Source organism: Pseudomonas sp. QC2 (assembly GCF_002859085.1).
GTDB lineage: Bacteria > Pseudomonadota > Gammaproteobacteria > Pseudomonadales > Pseudomonadaceae > Aquipseudomonas > Aquipseudomonas petroselini.
On record NZ_PKKS01000019.1, the window covers coordinates 20,085 to 38,756 of the forward strand.

16 protein-coding genes, 4 tRNA genes and 1 riboswitch are annotated in these 18,672 nt (G+C 60.2%); of the genes, 4 read left to right on the top strand and 16 right to left on the bottom strand.

From position 1 onward, the window contains the following. Positions 1-163: 163 nt before the first annotated feature. A tRNA-Arg gene (locus QCBJ_RS18010) sits at positions 164-240 on the bottom strand. Between the two features lie 325 nt (positions 241-565). Between QCBJ_RS18010 and QCBJ_RS18015 the strand changes: the two genes are divergently transcribed. The 3 genes from QCBJ_RS18015 (at position 566) to QCBJ_RS18025 (ending at position 1,694) form a co-directional block, all read left to right on the top strand. Continuing rightward, positions 566-793 (top strand): hypothetical protein, encoded by a 228-nt coding sequence (locus QCBJ_RS18015; RefSeq protein WP_015885464.1) that lies wholly within the window; start codon positions 566-568, stop codon positions 791-793. Positions 794-804: 11 nt separating this feature from the next. Further along, a complete protein-coding gene (locus QCBJ_RS18020) occupies positions 805-984 on the top strand; it encodes a PA3371 family protein (RefSeq protein WP_015885465.1) in 180 nt (59 codons plus the stop codon). Between the two features lie 383 nt (positions 985-1,367). Next, entirely contained in the window at positions 1,368-1,694 is a 327-nt protein-coding gene (locus tag QCBJ_RS18025; RefSeq protein WP_015885466.1) for an Arc family DNA-binding protein, read from the top strand. Positions 1,695-1,910: 216 nt separating this feature from the next. Here the strand turns inward: QCBJ_RS18025 and mgtE are convergent, their stop codons facing one another. From mgtE to ltaE, 8 genes are all read right to left on the bottom strand, one after another. Further along, positions 1,911-3,353 (bottom strand): magnesium transporter, encoded by a 1,443-nt coding sequence (gene mgtE / locus QCBJ_RS18035; protein ID WP_015885467.1) that lies wholly within the window; start codon positions 3,351-3,353, stop codon positions 1,911-1,913. A 340-nt stretch (positions 3,354-3,693) separates the two neighbouring features. Then, a tRNA-Arg gene (locus QCBJ_RS18040) sits at positions 3,694-3,770 on the bottom strand. Positions 3,771-3,842: 72 nt separating this feature from the next. Next, positions 3,843-3,919, bottom strand: a tRNA-Arg gene (locus QCBJ_RS18045). 108 nt (positions 3,920-4,027) lie between these two features. Further along, positions 4,028-4,118 (bottom strand) — tRNA-Ser (locus QCBJ_RS18050). A gap of 62 nt (positions 4,119-4,180) precedes the next feature. After that, positions 4,181-4,369, bottom strand: coding sequence for a carbon storage regulator CsrA (csrA, locus tag QCBJ_RS18055; RefSeq protein WP_003175645.1), 189 nt, complete (start codon positions 4,367-4,369; stop codon positions 4,181-4,183). Positions 4,370-4,542: 173 nt separating this feature from the next. Next, positions 4,543-5,784, bottom strand: a complete 1,242-nt coding sequence (locus QCBJ_RS18060) for an aspartate kinase (protein WP_010208327.1) — start codon at positions 5,782-5,784, stop codon at positions 4,543-4,545. A gap of 94 nt (positions 5,785-5,878) precedes the next feature. After that, positions 5,879-8,497, bottom strand: a complete 2,619-nt coding sequence (gene alaS / locus QCBJ_RS18065) for an alanine--tRNA ligase (protein WP_064055095.1) — start codon at positions 8,495-8,497, stop codon at positions 5,879-5,881. A 146-nt stretch (positions 8,498-8,643) separates the two neighbouring features. Continuing rightward, on the bottom strand, positions 8,644-9,648 hold the full coding sequence (gene ltaE, locus QCBJ_RS18070) for a low-specificity L-threonine aldolase (protein WP_015885469.1): 1,005 nt from the start codon (positions 9,646-9,648) through the stop codon (positions 8,644-8,646). A gap of 191 nt (positions 9,649-9,839) precedes the next feature. Then, positions 9,840-10,009: riboswitch (FMN riboswitch) on the top strand. Between the two features lie 96 nt (positions 10,010-10,105). Here ltaE and QCBJ_RS18075 point away from each other — a divergent pair. Further along, positions 10,106-10,615 (top strand): 6,7-dimethyl-8-ribityllumazine synthase, encoded by a 510-nt coding sequence (locus tag QCBJ_RS18075; RefSeq protein WP_015885470.1) that lies wholly within the window; start codon positions 10,106-10,108, stop codon positions 10,613-10,615. A 72-nt stretch (positions 10,616-10,687) separates the two neighbouring features. Here QCBJ_RS18075 and astE read toward each other — a convergent pair whose 3' ends face one another. The 7 genes from astE to QCBJ_RS18110 form a co-directional block, all read right to left on the bottom strand. Then, positions 10,688-11,692 (bottom strand): succinylglutamate desuccinylase, encoded by a 1,005-nt coding sequence (gene astE / locus QCBJ_RS18080; RefSeq protein ID WP_046035641.1) that lies wholly within the window; start codon positions 11,690-11,692, stop codon positions 10,688-10,690. An 11-nt stretch (positions 11,693-11,703) separates the two neighbouring features. Continuing rightward, on the bottom strand, positions 11,704-11,994 hold the full coding sequence (locus QCBJ_RS18085) for a hypothetical protein (RefSeq protein ID WP_003214319.1): 291 nt from the start codon (positions 11,992-11,994) through the stop codon (positions 11,704-11,706). Positions 11,995-12,032: 38 nt separating this feature from the next. Next, positions 12,033-13,379 (bottom strand): N-succinylarginine dihydrolase, encoded by a 1,347-nt coding sequence (astB, locus tag QCBJ_RS18090; protein WP_015885472.1) that lies wholly within the window; start codon positions 13,377-13,379, stop codon positions 12,033-12,035. 99 nt (positions 13,380-13,478) lie between these two features. After that, the gene (gene astD, locus QCBJ_RS18095) at positions 13,479-14,945 is read right to left on the bottom strand and encodes a succinylglutamate-semialdehyde dehydrogenase (protein WP_064055097.1); all 1,467 of its coding nucleotides are present in this window, start codon (positions 14,943-14,945) and stop codon (positions 13,479-13,481) included. After that, the gene (astA, locus tag QCBJ_RS18100) at positions 14,942-15,970 is read right to left on the bottom strand and encodes an arginine N-succinyltransferase (RefSeq protein WP_015885474.1); all 1,029 of its coding nucleotides are present in this window, start codon (positions 15,968-15,970) and stop codon (positions 14,942-14,944) included. Before astA ends, astD begins: the two co-directional genes overlap by 4 nt. A gap of 51 nt (positions 15,971-16,021) precedes the next feature. Next, the gene (gene aruF, locus QCBJ_RS18105; protein WP_015885475.1) at positions 16,022-17,041 is read right to left on the bottom strand and encodes an arginine/ornithine succinyltransferase subunit alpha; all 1,020 of its coding nucleotides are present in this window, start codon (positions 17,039-17,041) and stop codon (positions 16,022-16,024) included. Between the two features lie 262 nt (positions 17,042-17,303). Beyond that, the gene (locus QCBJ_RS18110; RefSeq protein WP_093545472.1) at positions 17,304-18,524 is read right to left on the bottom strand and encodes an aspartate aminotransferase family protein; all 1,221 of its coding nucleotides are present in this window, start codon (positions 18,522-18,524) and stop codon (positions 17,304-17,306) included. Positions 18,525-18,672: the final 148 nt, after the last annotated feature.

Sequence of the window (18,672 nt, forward strand, 5' to 3'; positions counted from 1 at the left end):
CTTACAGACTCAGACGCTGTCCGGCCGCTTGCGGGATACACGGATTGCGATAAATACACCGTGCACGTGCTGTGAACCCTGGACTGCAGCAAGGTTCGACTGAATCGTTGGAAAACGCGCACAAAAAAGCCCTGCCAGAATATTCTGTGCAGGGCTTTGAACCTGGTGTCCCAGGGCCGGTTCGAACGGCCAACCTTCCCCTTAGGAGGGGGATGCTCTATCCAATTGAGCTACTGGGACAAATGACCGACGTCGAGCCAAAGACGCGGCGACGGACGGCGTGCATGTTAACGGCCGAGGTGGGTTTTGTCATGTCGTCCGTAGGCTTTTCGAGTGTAGGCCAACCCACACCCGAGTGATTGCGGCCAGCCCCCGCAAACACGGGCACTTGCTACCATCGTGCAAAATGCACCCCCCCAAAATGCCATCATTGCAAATTGCAACCTTTCCGGCATTTGAAGTAGACTCAAGCCATTGATTTTATTGGATTAATAGTTTGGCACGGCACCTGCAATACTTCTCCTACAAACCCAACAAGCCACGGCGTTAAGCGGAGAACATAACCATGAACAGTGCCCTTCTGTTAGCCCTCAATACCGTCGCCTTGGCCGCGTTGGTCACGTTCCATTTCCAATCGACTGGCAGCAATGACCCGGCGCAGATCAGCCAGGCCGTGCCGCATCATCTTCAACAGCGCCCACAGTTGGCGGTGATGACACCGAACGCACAGTCGCCCGTCCGCCTGACCCAAGGCACCCAGGCGGCACCTGCATCTGAACACTGGGTTTTCTGAGGAGGCCACCGATGACCAAATTTGCCTGGCTGTTTCTGTGCCTGACCGCGTTCACCGGCATGCTTGGACTGGGCGCTGAGTCACAAGACGGCCAAACCACGGCGTTCATTGCCAGTGCCGTGTTTGCCAGCCTGCTGCTGCTCACCCTGATTGTGGGTCGTCGGATCAAATTCGACCCGGTCCTGCGCTGATCCCCCTCCCGCCTTACCTTATGTCGCCTCATCCTCGCTAATCGGCAAATTGCCACTAGTCTTAAACCTAAGGGCAAAAGGCCACTTTGCGATAGCATGTGCGACCTCAAACCCTGTGGTGGCCTGGACTTACGGGAAGTTCCCCTGCGCGATTGCGTATGCAAAAGTTTTCCAACCAGTCCGCAAAAATGCAAATGAGTGCTGGCATAAAGCCTCTAGGCAGTTCAATATTTGTCACAGAATTGACGCCAAGGAACTGGCAAATCTGAGGCATGATGCGGCCTCTTTGCAATTCAGGTTGAACTTTGGTCGTGAGCCTTGTCTTAACACTCATCTTGCGGCCAATTCCAAAAACCGCTCCCCTGAACTAACCGGTTAAATATATGCGCCCATTGAAACAGGCAATTTATTCCAGCCGTACGGCTGACAAGTTCGTCGTACGTCTGCCAGACGGAATGCGGGAACGCATTGCCGAGGTGGCTCGCAATCATCACCGCAGCATGAACTCCGAGATCATCGCTCGCCTGGAACAAAGCCTCATTCAGGAAGGTGCGCTGGGCGACGAGTTGAGCATGCGCATGGACAGCCCCGAGCTGTCGCTGCACGAACGCGAACTGCTGCAGCGTTTTCGTCAGCTCTCCCACCGTCAGCAAAATGCTCTCGTCTCGCTTATCGCGCACGACGTTGAGGCGGCCGCAGAAGCCAATTGATTTGCAACTGAAAGCCGAAGCCAGCCATGTGCTGGCTTTTTTTTGCCTGGGATTTGGTGGGAATCTATAGAAGCCGAGCTTCTTTAGCGAGCAAGCTTGCTTGCACTGGAGCGCGAAGCACCTGCCAGGGATACGACTGCTGCGCAGCCGAGCGGGAGCAAGCTCCCTCGCCACAAAAAGCCAGCGCCCAGAGAGGAGCCGGCATGCGATGAACGATCAGAGCAGGAAGATCGTTGCCAGGCCCAGGAAGATGAAGAAGCCACCACTGTCGGTCATGGCCGTGATCATCACGCTGGCCCCCATGGCAGGGTCACGCCCAAGGCGGGCCAGGGTCATGGGGATCAGCACCCCCATCAGCGCAGCGAGCAGCAGGTTGAGCGTCATGGCAGCGGTCATCACCACGCCAAGGGACCAACTGCCATATAGCAAGTAGGCGACCACACCGATCACTCCCCCCCACACCAGGCCGTTTATCAGGCCCACCGCCAACTCTTTGCGCAGCAGGCGCGACGAGTTGGCGGTACTCACCTGATCGAGCGCCATCGCACGCACAATCATGGTAATAGTCTGGTTGCCGGAGTTACCGCCGATCCCGGCAACGATCGGCATCAATGCCGCCAGCGCCACCAGCTTCTCGATTGAACCCTCGAACAGCCCGATCACGCGCGACGCGATAAAGGCGGTAATCAGGTTGACCGCCAGCCAGGCCCAGCGGTTATGCAACGAACGCCAGACCGAGGCAAAAATATCTTCCTCTTCACGCAAACCGGCCATGTTGAGGACTTCGGTTTCACTTTCCTCACGAATCAGGTCGACGATTTCATCGATGGTCAAACGACCGATCAACTTGCCGTTCTTGTCGACCACCGGCGCCGAGATCAAGTCATAACGTTCGAACGCCTGGGCGGCATCGTAGGCATCTTCATCCGGGTGGAAACTGACCGTGTCACTGGCCATCAGATCCGCCACTCTTTTGTCCGGATCATTGACCAGCAGGCGCTTGATCGGCAGCACACCCTTGAGAATGCCTTCGTAATCAACCACGAACAATTTGTCGGTGTGGCCAGGCAATTCCTTGAGGCGGCGCAGGTAACGCAGGACCACTTCCAGGCTGACGTCTTCGCGGATGGTGACCATCTCGAAGTCCATCAGGGCACCGACCTGATCCTCATCGTAAGACAGCGCCGAACGCACACGCTCGCGCTGCTGAGTGTCCAGCGCTTCCATGAGTTCATGGACAACATCACGAGGCAGTTCAGGGGCCAGGTCAGCCAACTCGTCGGCGTCCATCTCCTTGGCTGCCGCCAGAAGCTCGTGATCGTCCATGTCGGCGATCAGGGTTTCACGAACCGAGTCGGATACTTCGAGCAGGATATCGCCGTCGCGGTCAGCCTTGACCAACTGCCAGAGGGTCAGTCGATCATCCAGCGGCAAGGCTTCGAGAATATAGGCGACGTCGGCGGAGTGCAGGTCGTCGAGCTTGCGCTGCAACTCGACGAGGTTTTGCCGGTGAACCAGGTTTTCGACCAGGTTGTTATTCGGGCCATCCTGGCGGTGCGTCAGGTCTTCGACCACGCGCTGGCGCTGCAGCAGCTCGATGACTTGAGCGAGACGATCCTGCAGGCTTTCTTGTGTTTTCTTTACTTCTACTTCGGTCATAGGCGAGCTCCACTCCCAGCAGCGGGGCACGCCGGAAGGATCAATCAGTCAATTCATGATTGGTAAAACGGGGTACTGAGTCACTACTGGGTAAGTCCATGGAGGTATTCCACAAGCCCCGGCGGGGCTGACGGGCGCAATGATACACCGCCCGGCCACTTTAAACGTTAAAAAACTGGAAAGAACAAGCGCTTGCGAGCCAAAGTTGAGTATTGGCTGCATCTATGAACTGCGACGTCGCAGCAAGAAAGGAAAACACAGGGGAGCAGGAGAAAAAGATGAAATCCTACACAAACCCCAGACGGCAAAAAGCCCGCACTTGGCGGGCTTTTTGTTTGTATGGTGCACTCGACAGGATTCGAACCTGTGACCGCTCGGTTCGTAGCCGAGTACTCTATCCAGCTGAGCTACGAGTGCAGATTGTGTTTTTAGACCAGATCACAACTGGTTGTAACCGAATCACCTGCATGACTGCAACTGACTCTTAAATGGTGCACTCGACAGGATTCGAACCTGTGACCGCTCGGTTCGTAGCCGAGTACTCTATCCAGCTGAGCTACGAGTGCATTTGTTGCCGCGCATTATAGGCCGTTCAATCTCTATGTAAAGCTATTTTTTCGAGTAATTTCAAGCACTTACCGAAAAAACCAGATTGCAACGTACTAAGCAAATAATGGCGGAGAACGGGGGATTCGAACCCCCGACACCCTTTTGAGGTGTACTCCCTTAGCAGGGGAGCGCCTTCGGCCACTCGGCCAGCTCTCCGCAACACGGGGCGTATATTAACCACGTTCATCCCCGTTTGCAAACATAAAAAACGATAAAAATTAAAGGCTTGGTTCTTCGTCCTTCTCTTTCTTGATCCGCAGGTAGATTTCCTCGCGGTGCACCGCTACCTCTTTCGGAGCGTTAACCCCGATACGTACTTGATTGCCTTTGACGCCGAGCACGGTCACGGTGATTTCGCCATCACCGATAATCAGGCTTTCTGCGCAACGACGAGTCAGAATCAGCATACCTTTCTCCTCACGCATTTCAGTTCAGGAACAACAGTCTGCAAAAAAAAGGCCTTCGACCTACAACCAAAAGGCCATAGCCCTACCGCCTAAGTATTGTCGAGCGCGCGCAAAAGAACATGCGCCCTACAAAAAAAGAAAGGCGCGGTAAACCGCGCCTTCCTGGCACTGCATCACTCGCCCTGTCGGGCCGGAGCGTCCAGCTCAAAAGCGGTGTGCAAAGCACGCACAGCCAGCTCCAGGTATTTCTCTTCGATCACCACCGAGACTTTGATTTCCGAGGTGGAAATCATCTGGATGTTGATGCTTTCCTTGGCCAGCGCCTCGAACATGCGACTGGCAACGCCGGCATGGGAACGCATGCCTACGCCCACGATCGACACTTTGGCAATCTTGGTATCGCCGACCACTTCACGGGCGCCGATTTCCTTCGCTGTGTTCTGCAGGATCCGCTCGGCCGCATCGTACTCGTTGCGGTGCACCGTGAAGGTGAAATCGGTGGTGTTATCGTGCGAAACGTTCTGCACGATCATGTCGACTTCGATGTTCGCGCCGCTGATAGGGCCCAGGATCTTGAAGGCCACGCCCGGGGTGTCTGGCACGCCACGGATAGTCAGCTTGGCTTCATCACGGTTGAAAGCGATACCGGAAATGATCGGCTGTTCCATGGATTCCTCTTCATCAATAGTAATGAGGGTGCCCGGACCCTCTTTGAAGCTGTGCAATACGCGCAGCGGAACGTTGTACTTGCCGGCGAACTCCACCGCGCGGATCTGCAACACCTTGGAACCGAGGCTGGCCATTTCCAGCATCTCTTCAAAGGTGATCTTGTCCAGGCGCTGGGCCACGGACACCACACGCGGATCGGTGGTGTAGACGCCATCCACATCGGTGTAGATCTGGCATTCATCGGCCTTGAGCGCCGCGGCCAGTGCCACGCCGGTGGTGTCCGAACCGCCACGCCCGAGGGTGGTGATGTTGCCCTGCTCATCCACACCCTGGAAGCCTGCTACAACTACCACGCGCCCGGCTTTCAGGTCAGTACGGATTTTCTGATCATCGATCTGCAGGATACGCGCCTTGGTATGCGCGCTGTCGGTCAGGATACGCACCTGGCTGCCAGTGTAGGACACCGCCGGCACACCACGCTTATTCAGCGCCATGGCCAGCAAGGCGATGGTCACCTGCTCGCCGGTGGACACGATCACATCCAGCTCACGCGGGAGCGGCTGTTGGTCGCCACTGATTGCCTTGGCCAGATCGATCAGGCGATTGGTCTCGCCGCTCATGGCCGACAGCACCACCACCAGATCGTCGCCGGCATCGCGGAATTTCTTAACCTTGTCGGCCACCTGCTCGATTCTTTCGACGGAACCGACCGAGGTGCCTCCAAATTTCTGTACGATCAAAGCCATTTCTAAGCCGCCTCAGCCCGTAAAGGGGCGCCTAATATCCAATCAACCAGCACCGAGCAGCCCGTGACTAGACCACGGGCCGGTTAACAGTGCCTTAAATACCTGCTTCGACAAACGGCACGGTCAGGGCCAGGGCCGCGTCCAGGGCGCCAGCGTCTACACCACCGCCTTGCGCCATGTCCGGACGACCACCGCCCTTCCCGCCCACTGCCGCGGCGGCTTGCTTCATCAAATCACCGGCCTTGAGTTGGCCAGTCAGGTCCTTGGTTACACCGGCAACCAGAACGACCTTATCCTCATGGACACTGCCGAGCAGGATCACTGCGCGGCCGAGCTTGTTCTTCAACTGATCGACCAGGGCCAACAACGCCTTGCCGTCCTGACCATCCAGGCGCGCAGCCAGGACTTTGACGTCCTTGACGTCCACGGCCGAAGCCGACAGATCGTCACCTGCAGCGCTGGCCGCCTTGGCTTGCAACTGCTCCAGCTGTTTCTCCAGGGCGCGGTTGCGCTCCAGCACAGCGGACAGCTTGTCGATCAGGTTGTCGCGGCTGCCCTTGACCAGGCTGGCCGCTTCCTTGAGTTGCTCTTCAGCTGCATTGAGGTAGGCCAGGGCCGCAGCACCGGTCACCGCCTCAATACGACGCACACCGGACGCGACGCCGCCTTCGCTGATGATTTTCAGCAGGGCGATGTCGCCGGTACGGTTGGCGTGAATACCACCACACAGCTCCACCGAGAAGTCGCCACCCATGCTCAGTACGCGAACATTGTCGCCGTACTTCTCGCCGAACAACGCCATGGCACCCTTGGCCTTGGCGGTCTCGATGTCGGTCTCTTCGGTTTCTACCGCAGTGTTCCTGCGAATCTCAGCGTTGACGATGTCTTCCAGGGCCTTGATCTGCTCAGGCTTGATCGCTTCAAAATGGCTGAAGTCAAAGCGCAGGCGCTGGCTGTCCACCAACGAACCTTTCTGCTGGACGTGCTCGCCCAGGACCTGGCGCAGTGCCGCGTGCAACAAGTGCGTGGCCGAGTGGTTCAGCGCCGTTGCATGGCGTACGTCGGCATCGACCTGGGTGTCCACCGGCGCACCGACCGTCAAGTTGCCCAACACCAACACACCGTGATGCAGGAACGCACCGCCGGTCTTGGTGGTGTCGCGCACCTCAAAACGACCGGACGTCGAGCTCAGGAAACCGCAGTCGCCAATCTGGCCACCGGATTCGGCGTAGAACGGCGTCTGGTCCAGGACCACAACCGCCTCGTCGCCTTCACTCAACACGTCGACCGATTTGCCGTCTTTATAGAGGGCAACGATCTTGGCCGCGCCAACGGTAGCCTTGTAACCGGTGAACTCGGTGGGCACGTCAACCTTGACCAGGGTGTTGTAGTCCAGGCCAAAGGAACTGGCGGAACGCGCACGCACACGCTGGGCTTCCATCTCACGTTCAAAACCGGCCTCATCGATGGTCAACTCGCGTTCACGGGCGATGTCGGCGGTGAGGTCCATCGGGAACCCGTAGGTGTCATACAGCTTGAACACGACATCGCCCGGCACAACGGTGCCTTTGAGCTCAGCCAAGTCCTGTTCCAGAATCTTCAAGCCGTGCTCCAAGGTCTTGGAGAACTGCTCCTCCTCAGCCTTGAGCACGCGCTCGATGTTGCCTTGCTGCTGCTTGAGTTCCGGGAAGGCTTCGCCCATCTCGGCAACCAGCGCGGCCACGATTTTGTAGAAGAAGCTGCCGGTGGCGCCCAGCTTGTTACCGTGGCGGCAGGCGCGACGGATGATACGACGCAGCACGTAGCCACGGCCTTCGTTGGACGGCAGTACACCGTCGGCAATCAGGAAGCCGCAGGAACGGATGTGGTCCGACACCACCTTGAGCGAAGACTGGCTTTCATTGGCACAGCCAATGGCCGCGGCCGAAGCGCTCAGCAGGTTGGTGAACAGGTCAATTTCGTAGTTGGAATGAACGTGCTGCATCACCGCACTGATCCGCTCCAGGCCCATGCCGGTATCCACCGACGGCGCCGGCAGCGGATGCAACACGCCATCGGCGGTGCGGTTGAACTGCATGAACACGTTGTTCCAGATCTCGATGTAACGGTCGCCGTCTTCTTCCGGCGAGCCCGGTGGGCCACCCCAGATGTCGGCGCCGTGATCATAGAAAATCTCGGTGCAGGGGCCGCATGGGCCGGTATCACCCATGGTCCAGAAGTTATCGGAGGCGTAAGGCGCGCCCTTGTTGTCGCCGATGCGAATCATGCGCTCGACCGGCACACCGATTTGCTGGGTCCAGATGTCGTAGGCTTCGTCATCGGTGGCATAGACGGTGACCCAGAGTTTTTCCTTGGGCAGCTTCAACACGCCGGTGAGGAAGGTCCAGGCGAACGTAATCGCATCTTTCTTGAAATAGTCACCGAAGCTGAAGTTACCCAGCATTTCGAAGAAGGTGTGGTGGCGGGCGGTGTAGCCGACGTTTTCCAGGTCACTGTTCTTGCCGCCGGCACGCACGCACTTCTGGCTGCTGGTGGCACGGGTGTAGGCGCGCTTTTCCTGGCCCAGGAAGCAGTCCTTGAACTGGTTCATCCCCGCGTTAGTGAACAGCAGGGTAGGGTCATTGCCTGGGATCAAGGAGCTGGAGGCGACACGGGTGTGACCTTGCTCTTCGAAGAAGCGAAGGAAGGCTTCACGGATTTCTGCGCTTTTCATTAGGTTCTTCCACGGAGTCTGCGGCCAAAGGCCAGTGCGCAACATCATCAGACGAAGCGACGGCAAAGGGCCGCATTATATCGGCCCTTTGCCGGTGGTACAGCGTGTTTATGCGATAGAGAGGTTCAATTAGACGGTCTGCACGCTCATTTTGGCGAAAACTCGACAAATGCCTGCAGCACGCGCTCCATCTGCGCGCGGCTGACATCCATATGCGTGACCATGCGCAGCCGCGGCGCAACGCTCAGCTTGATCCCGCGCTCGGCGGCAAAGGCCTTCAGGGCATCGGCCCGGTCACCGATCTGCACGTAGACCATATTGGTCTGCACCGGCTCCACGCTGTACCCGGCCTCGCGCAGCGCATCCCCCAGCCACAGGGCATTGGCATGGTCATCGGCCAGGCGCTGTACCTGGTGATCCAGGGCATACAACCCCGCCGCCGCCAGGGAACCGGCCTGGCGCATACCGCCACCGACCATCTTGCGCAGGCGCCGGGCCTTGGCGATCAGCGCCGTGGAGCCGCACAGCACCGAGCCGATCGGCGCGCCGAGGCCTTTGGACAGGCACACCGACACCGAGTCAAAGTGCTGGGCAATCGCGCGCGCATCCACCCCCAGCTTGACCGCTGCGTTGTAGAGCCGCGCGCCGTCCAAGTGCAGCGCCAGGCCATGTTCACGGGTGAACGCGCGGGCGTTCGCCAGGTACTCCAGCGGCAACACCTTGCCTTGCATGGTGTTTTCCAACGCCAGCAGGCGGGTGCGGGCGAAGTGGAAATCGTCCGGCTTGATCGCAGCCAGCACCTGGTCCAGGTCCAGTGAGCCGTCCGCCTGCACGTCCAAGGGCTGGGGCTGGATCGAACCGAGCACCGCCGCCCCGCCCCCTTCGTATTTGTAGGTGTGAGCTTGTTGGCCGACGATGTATTCCTCGCCGCGCTCACAATGCGCCATCAACGCCAGCAGGTTGCTCATGGTGCCGGTGGGCACGAACAACGCCGCGGCAAACCCCAGGCGCTTGGCCAGCTCGGCTTCCAGGCGGTTGACGCTGGGGTCTTCGCCGTAGACGTCATCACCGCTGGCGGCAGTGGCCATCGCATCGAGCATGCCAGGGGTGGGTTGGGTCACGGTGTCGCTGCGCAGGTCAATCACGGACATGAATCAAGCCTCTGACGATTTGAATAAGTGCCTTATAAGCATGATTACTGCGGGCAAAGCCTCGGAATATCAAGCCCCCGCTGCATTGAATCGAATACCAACCAAACAAACCGATATAGCTTATCGATACGGCGGTCGTGCAGTTTTCGAAAAACCGTGTTAAAAACTCTCCGCCGCCAGGGTTCTGGCGGCAACGTTCTCAGGGCGGGGTGCAATTCCCCACCGGCGGTAATTGCACGCAATGTGCATAGCCCGCGAGCGCTTGGCGCCTCGAACTGCTCACGCGGTACGGCGACAAGGTCAGCAGACCCGGTGTGATCCCGGGGCCGACGGTCATAGTCCGGATGAAGAGAGAACGGGATTGGCACCTAAGGGCCGCGCACCCCGTGTGCTTGCGTACCCTTAAATCCCATTCGATTCATAACGCCCTGTTTTTTTCTTAAACAGGAGTCAGAACATGCAACCCACCGCTATCGACAGCAAAAGCAAAAACCATCACGGCGAGCGCGTCGCGTTTATCCAGGCCTGCTGGCACAAGGATATTGTCGACCAATCGCGTAAAGGCTTCCTCGCCGAAATGATCGCCCAGGGCTACCAGGAATCGGACATCGATTTCTTCGAAGTCGGCGGCGCCTTTGAAATGCCCCTGCACGCCAAGCTGCTGGCCAAGACCGGCCGTTACGCCGGCATCGTTGCCGCCGCGCTGGTGGTTGACGGCGGTATCTACCGCCACGAATTCGTCGCCCAATCGGTGGTCAGCGGCCTGATGCAGGTGCAGCTGGAAACCGAAGTGCCAGTGTTCTCGGTGTCGCTGACCCCGCACCACTTCCACGCCGGCAGCGAGCACACCACGTTCTTCTACGAGCACTTCGTGCACAAGGGCCAGGAAGCTGCGCGTACCTGCGCCGACACCCTGCACAAAGTGCGGGCGATCCGTCGCAGCGAGCCGCGCGCGCTAGCCGTCTAAGCAACACAGCAAAACAAAATGTGGGAGGGGGCTTGCTCCCTCCCACATTTGGATCCGGTTAAGACTTGAGATCTAGGCCAGGCCGGCATCCGTCGTCGGCACAATCAATATCCCCGCCCGCAAACCATTCTTCACCTTCGGGTTAGGGAAGATGATGCGTGCACCCTCCTCCTCGATCACCCAGCGCGTCTTGGCCACATCTTCGGCCAGCAGATAACCCTTTTCCAACTCCGAAAAGTTTTCCACGTCAGCCGGCAAATGCAGCAGGAACGCATCACTGTGCTTGATGACTTCGCGCGACACGGCGAACAGTTTCAACCCGTCCAGGCTGTCAGTCTCAGGTTCGGTGCCTTCGATGATCTGCTTGAGGCGCAGCTCCAGGCGGGAAACATTCACGCCCTGGTTCTGCCCAAACGGCCGCGCCTTGCCCAATTCCAGGGTGAAAGCCTCGGCCTCCAACTGTTCATAGGTAAACGCGGTGAAGGTGATCGAGGTCTTGTTCTGCAGCAGCACCGCTTGCATGCCTGCAGCGTTCAGGCGCGCCAGTTGGTGACGTGAATGCTGGCGACCTTCTTTCCACGGGTACAAGGCGAACTGCTCGATCTTCGAGCCACGAATGGCCGTGTGCAGGTCGTAATGCAGGCGCGAACGGCCCGGCAGGCTGAAGAAACTGCGAGCCAGTTGCTCCAGCTCGGCGGCGCGCATGGCTTCGGGGCCGATGTTTTTTTCATGCCGACCGTTGAACAGCCGGTTGACGTCCAGCTCGAGGTAACGCTCGCCGCGGCGCATGGCCTCGGTGTTGCCGAACAGGAAGAGGACACGAGAGCGGGGTTTGATCTCCCCACGGGCGATGCCATGCAACAGGCGGTCGAGCAGTTCGATCGGCGCGGTTTCATTGCCATGGATGCCGGACGACAGCAGCAGGTCGCTGCCGTTGTCGCGGGCCTCAGGTGGGCGCACTTCAAGCGCGCCCTCACTGAGCCAGCGCATCTGCACGCCGTCGACAGTCAGTTGAATTTTTTGCGCCGGTTCGCGACCGGCGAGGGTCAGTTCAAGCAGTTTGCCGAGGGCGAGCATAAGCAGCTTCCTTAGTGGTTGCAGCCAGGACCGTGGACGTGGTCGTCGTCATCGCCTTCAACGTCGGCCGGTTCCATTTCCAGTTGCAGGCTCATCAGGTTGGTAGCCAGCGGGCGCATCAACAGGTTGGCGTACTCGGCGTCGCCTTCTTCCACGTCCACACCGATCAGCAGTTGGCCACGGCCGTCGTGCTGGATCCAGATCTCCTTGCCCTGCCACACCACGGCGACGCGGGTGCAGGAGGTTTCCAGCTGGGTGCCGTCGGTGTCCTCAAGGATCAGTTTCAGGGTGTCGGTGGTCATAGAGTAGCTCTCAGCATAGGGCGTAAAAGAAGGTGGCGTTAATTGATCTGGAACGGATAAACCGAGCCCAGTTTAAGGATTTGCGTCAGTTCATCCAGTGCCGTCCGGCACTCAAGCAGCAATTGCGGGTCAGCCAGGTCGGTTTCACGCAGGCTGTCGCGGTAGTGCTTGTCGACCCATTGGGTCAGCGTGTCGTACAGCGGCGCCGTCATGATAACGCCTGGATTCACCGCCGCCAGTTCCGTTTCGTTCAAGGCGACACGCAAGCGCAGGCATGCAGGGCCTCCGCCGTTCTGCATGCTTTGCTTGAGGTCGAACACCTTCACTTCGCGGATCAACCCACCGGACGCGGTCAGGCCTTGCAGGTACTGCCAGACGCGTTCGTTGGCGCGGCACTCTTCCGGCACGATCAGCAGCATCGAGCCATCGGCGCGGCTCAGCAGCTGGCTGTTGAACAGGTAGGAACGCACCGCGTCCTCGACACTGACCTGGGCGCGGGGCACGCACACCGACTGGAAGTGGCCGCCCAGCTTGCCTAGCTTGCCGTGCAGTTCGCCGAGCATCTGCTCGGTATTGAGGAACGCATCCTCGTGATAGAACAGCACTTCACCGTTGCCCACCGCGATCACATCATTGTGGAACACGCCGGCATCGATCACCGCCGGGTTCTGCTGGGCGTAGACCACGCCGTCGTCCTGCAAGCCGTGCAAGCGCGCGACCGCCTGGGACGCTTCGAGCGTCTGGCGCGCCGGGTACTTCTGGGGTGCCGGGTAACGGGTATCAAAGGCGCTGCGCCCGTACACAAAAAACTCCACGCCCGCCTCGCCATAATCGCGGCAGAAGCGTGTGTGGTTGGCCGCGCCCTCGTCACCGAACTGCGCCACCGCCGGCAACGCGGCGTGGTGGGCGAAGTGCTTCTGGTCGGCAAACATCGCCCCCAGCACGCGGCTGGTGGTCGGGTGTTCAATGCTGCGGTGGTACTTGCAGTTGAGGTTGGCGGCGGTGAAATGCACGCGGCCGTCAGCAGTGTCGGCACTCGGGCTGACGGTGGCGGCATTGGCCACCCACATGCTCGACGCCGAGCAGCTCGCGACCAGCAGCGGCATGGCGTGCTTGGCCGCCTGCTGGATGACTTGGGCGTCGGTACCGCTGAAACCGAGGTTGCGCAAGGCGGCCACATCCGGACGCTCCTGGGGGGCCAACACACCTTGCACAAAGCCCATGTCCATCAGGGCTTTCATTTTCTGCAGGCCCTGCAACGCCGCTTCCTTCGGATTGGAAGACTGCTGGCTGTTGCTCTGGGACGCGACGTTGCCGTAGGACAAACCGCCGTAGTTATGGGTCGGCCCCACTAGACCGTCAAAATTGACTTCATAGGATTTCATCGGCGAGGCTCCACGAACATCTGTATTTTTATAGGCATCAATAACAAAGCTTCTGTGGCGAGGGAGCTTGCTCCCTCGCCACAGGGTTTCATTGCCCCCCTAAGACAAGCGCACGCCGGGGGTCAGCGTTGCCGGGACCACCAGGCTCGGGGTCTCCAACGAGGCCACCGGGTATGCGCAATAGTCCGCCGCGTAATAGGCACTGGCGCGATGGTTGCCCGACGCCCCTACCCCGCCGAACGGCGCGGTACTGGCGGCGCCGGTCAGTTGTTTGTTCCAGTTGACGATACCGGCGCGGCTTTCCAGCCAGAACTGCTGGTAGCGCGCTTCGGAATCCGACAACAAGCCCGCGGCCAGGCCGTACTGGGTGTTGTTGGCCTCGGCAATCGCCGCTGCAAAATCCGCGTAGCGGATCACCTGCAACAGCGGGCCGAACAATTCTTCGTCTTCGCGCGCAGTCACGCCGGTCACATCGATGATGCCTGGCGTCAGCAGCGCAGCCTGATCCTGTGGCTGGGTCATTTCCAGCAGCGCCACGGCGCCGTTGGCCAACATCAGTTCCTGGGCATCCATCAACGCCTTGGCAGCCGCCAGGGAAATCACCGACCCCATGAACGGCGCCGGTTGCTGGTCGAACGCACCGACTGCAATCGTCGCGCTGACTGCCACCAGGCGCGCCAGCAACGCATCGCCCCAGGCGCCTTCCGGCACCAGCAGGCGACGGGCACAGGTGCAACGTTGGCCGGCGGAGATAAACGCCGACTGAATAATGGTGTAGACCGCCGCATCCACGTCGGCCACTTCGTCGACCACCAGCGGGTTGTTGCCGCCCATTTCCAGGGCCAGGATCTTGTCCGGGCGCCCTGAGAATTGCTGGTGCAGGTGGTTACCGGTACGGCTCGAACCGGTAAAGAACAGCCCGTCGATGCCGGGGTTGGCCGCCAGGGCGATGCCGGTTTCCCGCGCGCCTTGCAGCAGGTTCAGCACACCCGCCGGCAGGCCGGCTTCAATCCAGCATTGCACGGTCAGCTCGGCGACTTTAGGGGTCAGCTCGCTCGGCTTGAACAGCACGGTATTACCCGCCAGCAAGGCCGGGACGATATGCCCGTTCGGCAAGTGACCCGGGAAGTTGTAAGGCCCGAACACCGCCACCACACCGTGTGGCTTGTGGCGCAGTACAGCGGTGGCATCGCCCAGGGGGCCGCTCTTCTCGCCGGTACGCTCGCGGTAGCTCTGCACCGAGATCGCGATCTTGTTGGCCATGCTGGTGACTTCGGTGGCCGACTCCCAGAGCGGCTTGCCGGTTTCTTCGCCGATGCAACGGGCGATCTCATCGGCGCGGTTTTTCAGCGTGGCTGCGAAGGTCTCGAGCACACTGATACGCTCTTCCAGCGGGCGCCGGGCCCAGGCCGGGAATGCTTGGCGCGCGGCCTGCACGGCGGATTCAACCTGCTCGGCAGTCGCACCGTTGCCGGACCACAGCACGTGCTGGGTCACCGGGTTGCGCGACTCAAACAGTTCACCCTGGCCAGCCAGCCAGCTACCTGCGATATACAGCGAATTCATTGTTTCGACTCCCGAGCAGCGGACAACGGTACGGCGCGCACTTGATCACCCACCACCAGTTGCAGGCGCTTGGCGGTCAGCGGATCGACCACCAGCGTGCCTGCCGCCAGGCGGGCCGGTGCGGCGGTAATGCGGCAATCCTCGCGCTTGCGGTTATGGATCAGGAACGGCGTGGCGTCGTCCCCCGGCGTGCCGATGGCCAGTACCAGCGACTGGCTGTCGCGCACGGCGCGGATCTTGGTGGTTTCACACTCCACCGCGGGGCCGGCGTCGAAGATGTCGACGTAGCCCTGGTAGCTGAACCCTTCGCTCTTGAGCATGCTCAGCGCCGGTTCGGTGTCCGGGTGGACCTTGCCGATCACGTTGCGCGCATCCTCGGACAGGAAGCAGCTGTACAACGGAAACTTCGGCATCAGCTCGGCGATAAACGCTTTGTTGCCCACGCCGGTGAGGTAGTCGGCCTGGCTGAATTCCATCTTGAAAAAGTGCCGACCCAGGCTTTCCCAGAACGGCGAGCGCCCGGCGTCGTTGGACACGCCACGCATCTCGGCAATGATCTTGCTGCCGAACAACTGCGGGAACTCAGCGATAAATAGCAGGCGCGCCTTGGCCAGCATGCGGCCGTTGAGTCCGGTGCGGTAATCGGCGTGCAGGAACAACGAGCACAGCTCGGAATTGCCGGTGAGGTCGTTGGCCAGGAACAGCGTCGGAATCTCGCGATAGATGTTCAGCTCCTGGGAGGCGCTGACGGTCAGGCCGACCCGGAAGTTGTACCAGGGCTCACGCAAGCCAACGGCGCCGGCGATGGCAGAAATGCCCACCACGCGGCCTTCGTCATTTTCCAGCACGAACAGGTAGTCGGCATCGCCGCGCCCGGCGTCGCCGCGAAAGGTCTTTTCCGCCCAGCCCACACGATGGGTCAGGCGCTCTTCGTTGGCCGGCAAGGTGGTGAGGCCGGTGCCGGTGCTGCGCGCCAGATCAATCAGGGCCGGTAAATCGCTGCTGCGTACGGGACGAACGATCATGCTATCTCCTCGAACGGGCCGCTGTGGTCAGCCACCCGCGAAACTCTCTTTTTAAACCGCTACCAGGCGCACGCTCGCGCCTTCGCCAACACCCAGGGCTTCGGCCGCTGCGAGGTCCAACGTCACCGGTTTACCCGGCGCGTAATCCAGCTCCAGCATCACCGCGCGGTAATCCTGCAACTGCGCGTTGCTCACCAGGTACTGGCGGCCGACACCCTTGACCATCTCACCGATCTTCACCGGCACCACGCGGCTCTGGGCGATGGAGCGAATGCCCGACACCCGCGCATGCAGCGTTGGGCCACCGTCGAAGATGTCGATGTAATGGTCGGTCTCGAAGCCTTCGCGCATCAGGATGTCGAAGGTGATCTGCGCACGCGGGTGCACCTGGCCCATGGCTTCCTGGGCTTCGTCCGGCAGCAGCGGCACGTAGATCGGGTAGTGCGGCATCAGCTCGGCGAGGAACGTGCGGCTTTTCAGTCCGCACAGGCGCTCGGCGGCGGCGTAGTTGAGGTCGAAGAAGTTGCGACCGATGGCGTCCCAGAACGGCGAATCACCGTTCTCGTCGCTGTAGCCGACGATCTCGGTCACCACCGAGTCGGCAAAGCGCTCGGGGTGGCTGGCGACGAACAGCAGGCGGCCACGGGAGTTGAGTTCCGACCACGGCGAACCGACCAGCGCAGGCTTCACGTAGAAACTGGTGAGCAGGCTGTTGCCGGTCAGGTCGTGGCACTGGGAAAGCACGTGGATCTTGTTGTGGATCTTCAGCTCGCGGGAGGCGTGCACGAAGGTTTCGTTACGGAAGCTGTAGAACGGCTCCGAGTAACCGGCCGAGGCGACGATGGCCGAGCAGCCGGCGAGCTTGCCGGTCTCGGTGTCTTCGAGCACAAAGAAGTAGCTCTCTTCACCGTTGAAACTCACCTCGGCCGCGAAGGAGGCTTCGCTGGCGGCGATTTTATCGCTCAGGCGCTCCACATCGTCCGGCAAGGAGGTGACACCAATCGGGCTGTCCGCAGCCAGACGCTGTACCTCGCCCAGATCAGCCATTTGCGCGGGGCGCATCACCAGCATGGTGTCACTCCTTAACTCGAAAAACTCACAGGGAAAAATGCCGGACAGGTCCTGATTCAACACAGGTCCAAATGTGGGAGCCGGCTTTTGTGGCGAGGGAGCTTGCTCCCGCTGGGCTGCGTAACGGCCCCAAAGATATTGGGAGCGCTTCGCACTCCAGCGGGAGCAAGCTCCCTCGCCACAAAAAGCAGCTCCCACATTTGACTCGGTCCGGCCTACAGAATTTTGCTCGACGCCTGATCGCCAGGCGCCGAACGGTCCATCAGGCTTGTGTCAACGACTTCACGGCACGCTCAAAACGGTCCAGGCCTTCGTTGATGTCCGCCTCTTCCACCACCAGGCTTGGGGCAAAACGCACCACGTCCGGGCCGGCTTGCAGGATCATCAGGTTTTCTTTCTCGGCCGCGTTGAACACGTCCTTGGCCTTGCCTTTGAAGGCATCGCTCAGCACGCAACCGATCAGCAGGCCCATGCCACGGACTTCGGTGAAAATGCCGTATTGCTTGCCGATCTGCTCCAGGCGCGCCTTGAACAGGTCGTGCTTGGCGTTGACGCCGGCCAGCACCTCGGGGGTGTTGATCACGTCGATCACCGCCTCGGCGACCGCGCACGCCAGCGGGTTGCCGCCGTAGGTGGTGCCGTGGGTGCCGACCACCAGGTGCTTGGCCAGCGCCTCCGTGGTGAGCATCGCCGCAATCGGGAAACCGCCGCCCAGGCTCTTGGCGCTGCTGAGGATGTCCGGCACCACGCCGTAATGCTGGTAGGCGAACAGGTGGCCGCTGCGGCCCATGCCCGTTTGCACTTCGTCGAACACCAGCAGTGCGTTGTTCGCGTCGCACAGCTCACGCGCGCCTTGCAGGTAGGCCAATTCGGCCGGCAGTACGCCGCCTTCGCCCTGGATCGGCTCCAGCACCACGGCGCAGGTCTTGTCCGACACGGCGGCTTTCAGCGCGTCGAGGTCGTTATAAGGGACGTGGGTGATACCCGTGATTTTAGGCCCGAAACCGTCGGAGTACTTCGACTGGCCACCGACGTTGACGGTGAACAGGGTACGGCCGTGGAAGCTGTTCAGCGCGGCAATGATCTCGTACTTCTCAGTGCCGAAACGGTCGAACGCCACGCGACGGGCCAGCTTGAAGGCGGCCTCGTTGGCTTCGGCGCCGGAGTTGCAGAAGAACACGCGCTCGGCAAAGGTGGCGTCGATCAGCTTATGCGCCAGGCGCAGGGCCGGCTCATTGGTGAACACGTTCGACACGTGCCACAGCTTGTTGGCCTGTTCGGTCAGCGCACCGACCAGCGCCGGGTGGGCGTGACCCAATACGTTGACCGCGATGCCGCCGGCAAAGTCGATCAGCTCTCGACCCGCCTGGTCCCATACGCGCGAACCTGCGCCACGCACGGGGATGAAGGCGGCAGGTGCGTAGTTGGGAACCATCACCTGGTCGAAATCGGCACGTTGCACCGGGGCTTGCTCAACGGACATCGGAGTCTCCTGAAGAGGAACGCCTGCCTGGAACTGGCGGGCGATGCAGGGATTGTAAGGACAGTTTTCAGAGCGGCCTTGCCGCCAAGCGACAACTTCTTATAGCGCCAACCCCCGTTTTACGCGGGTTTACGCCAATGCGACAAAT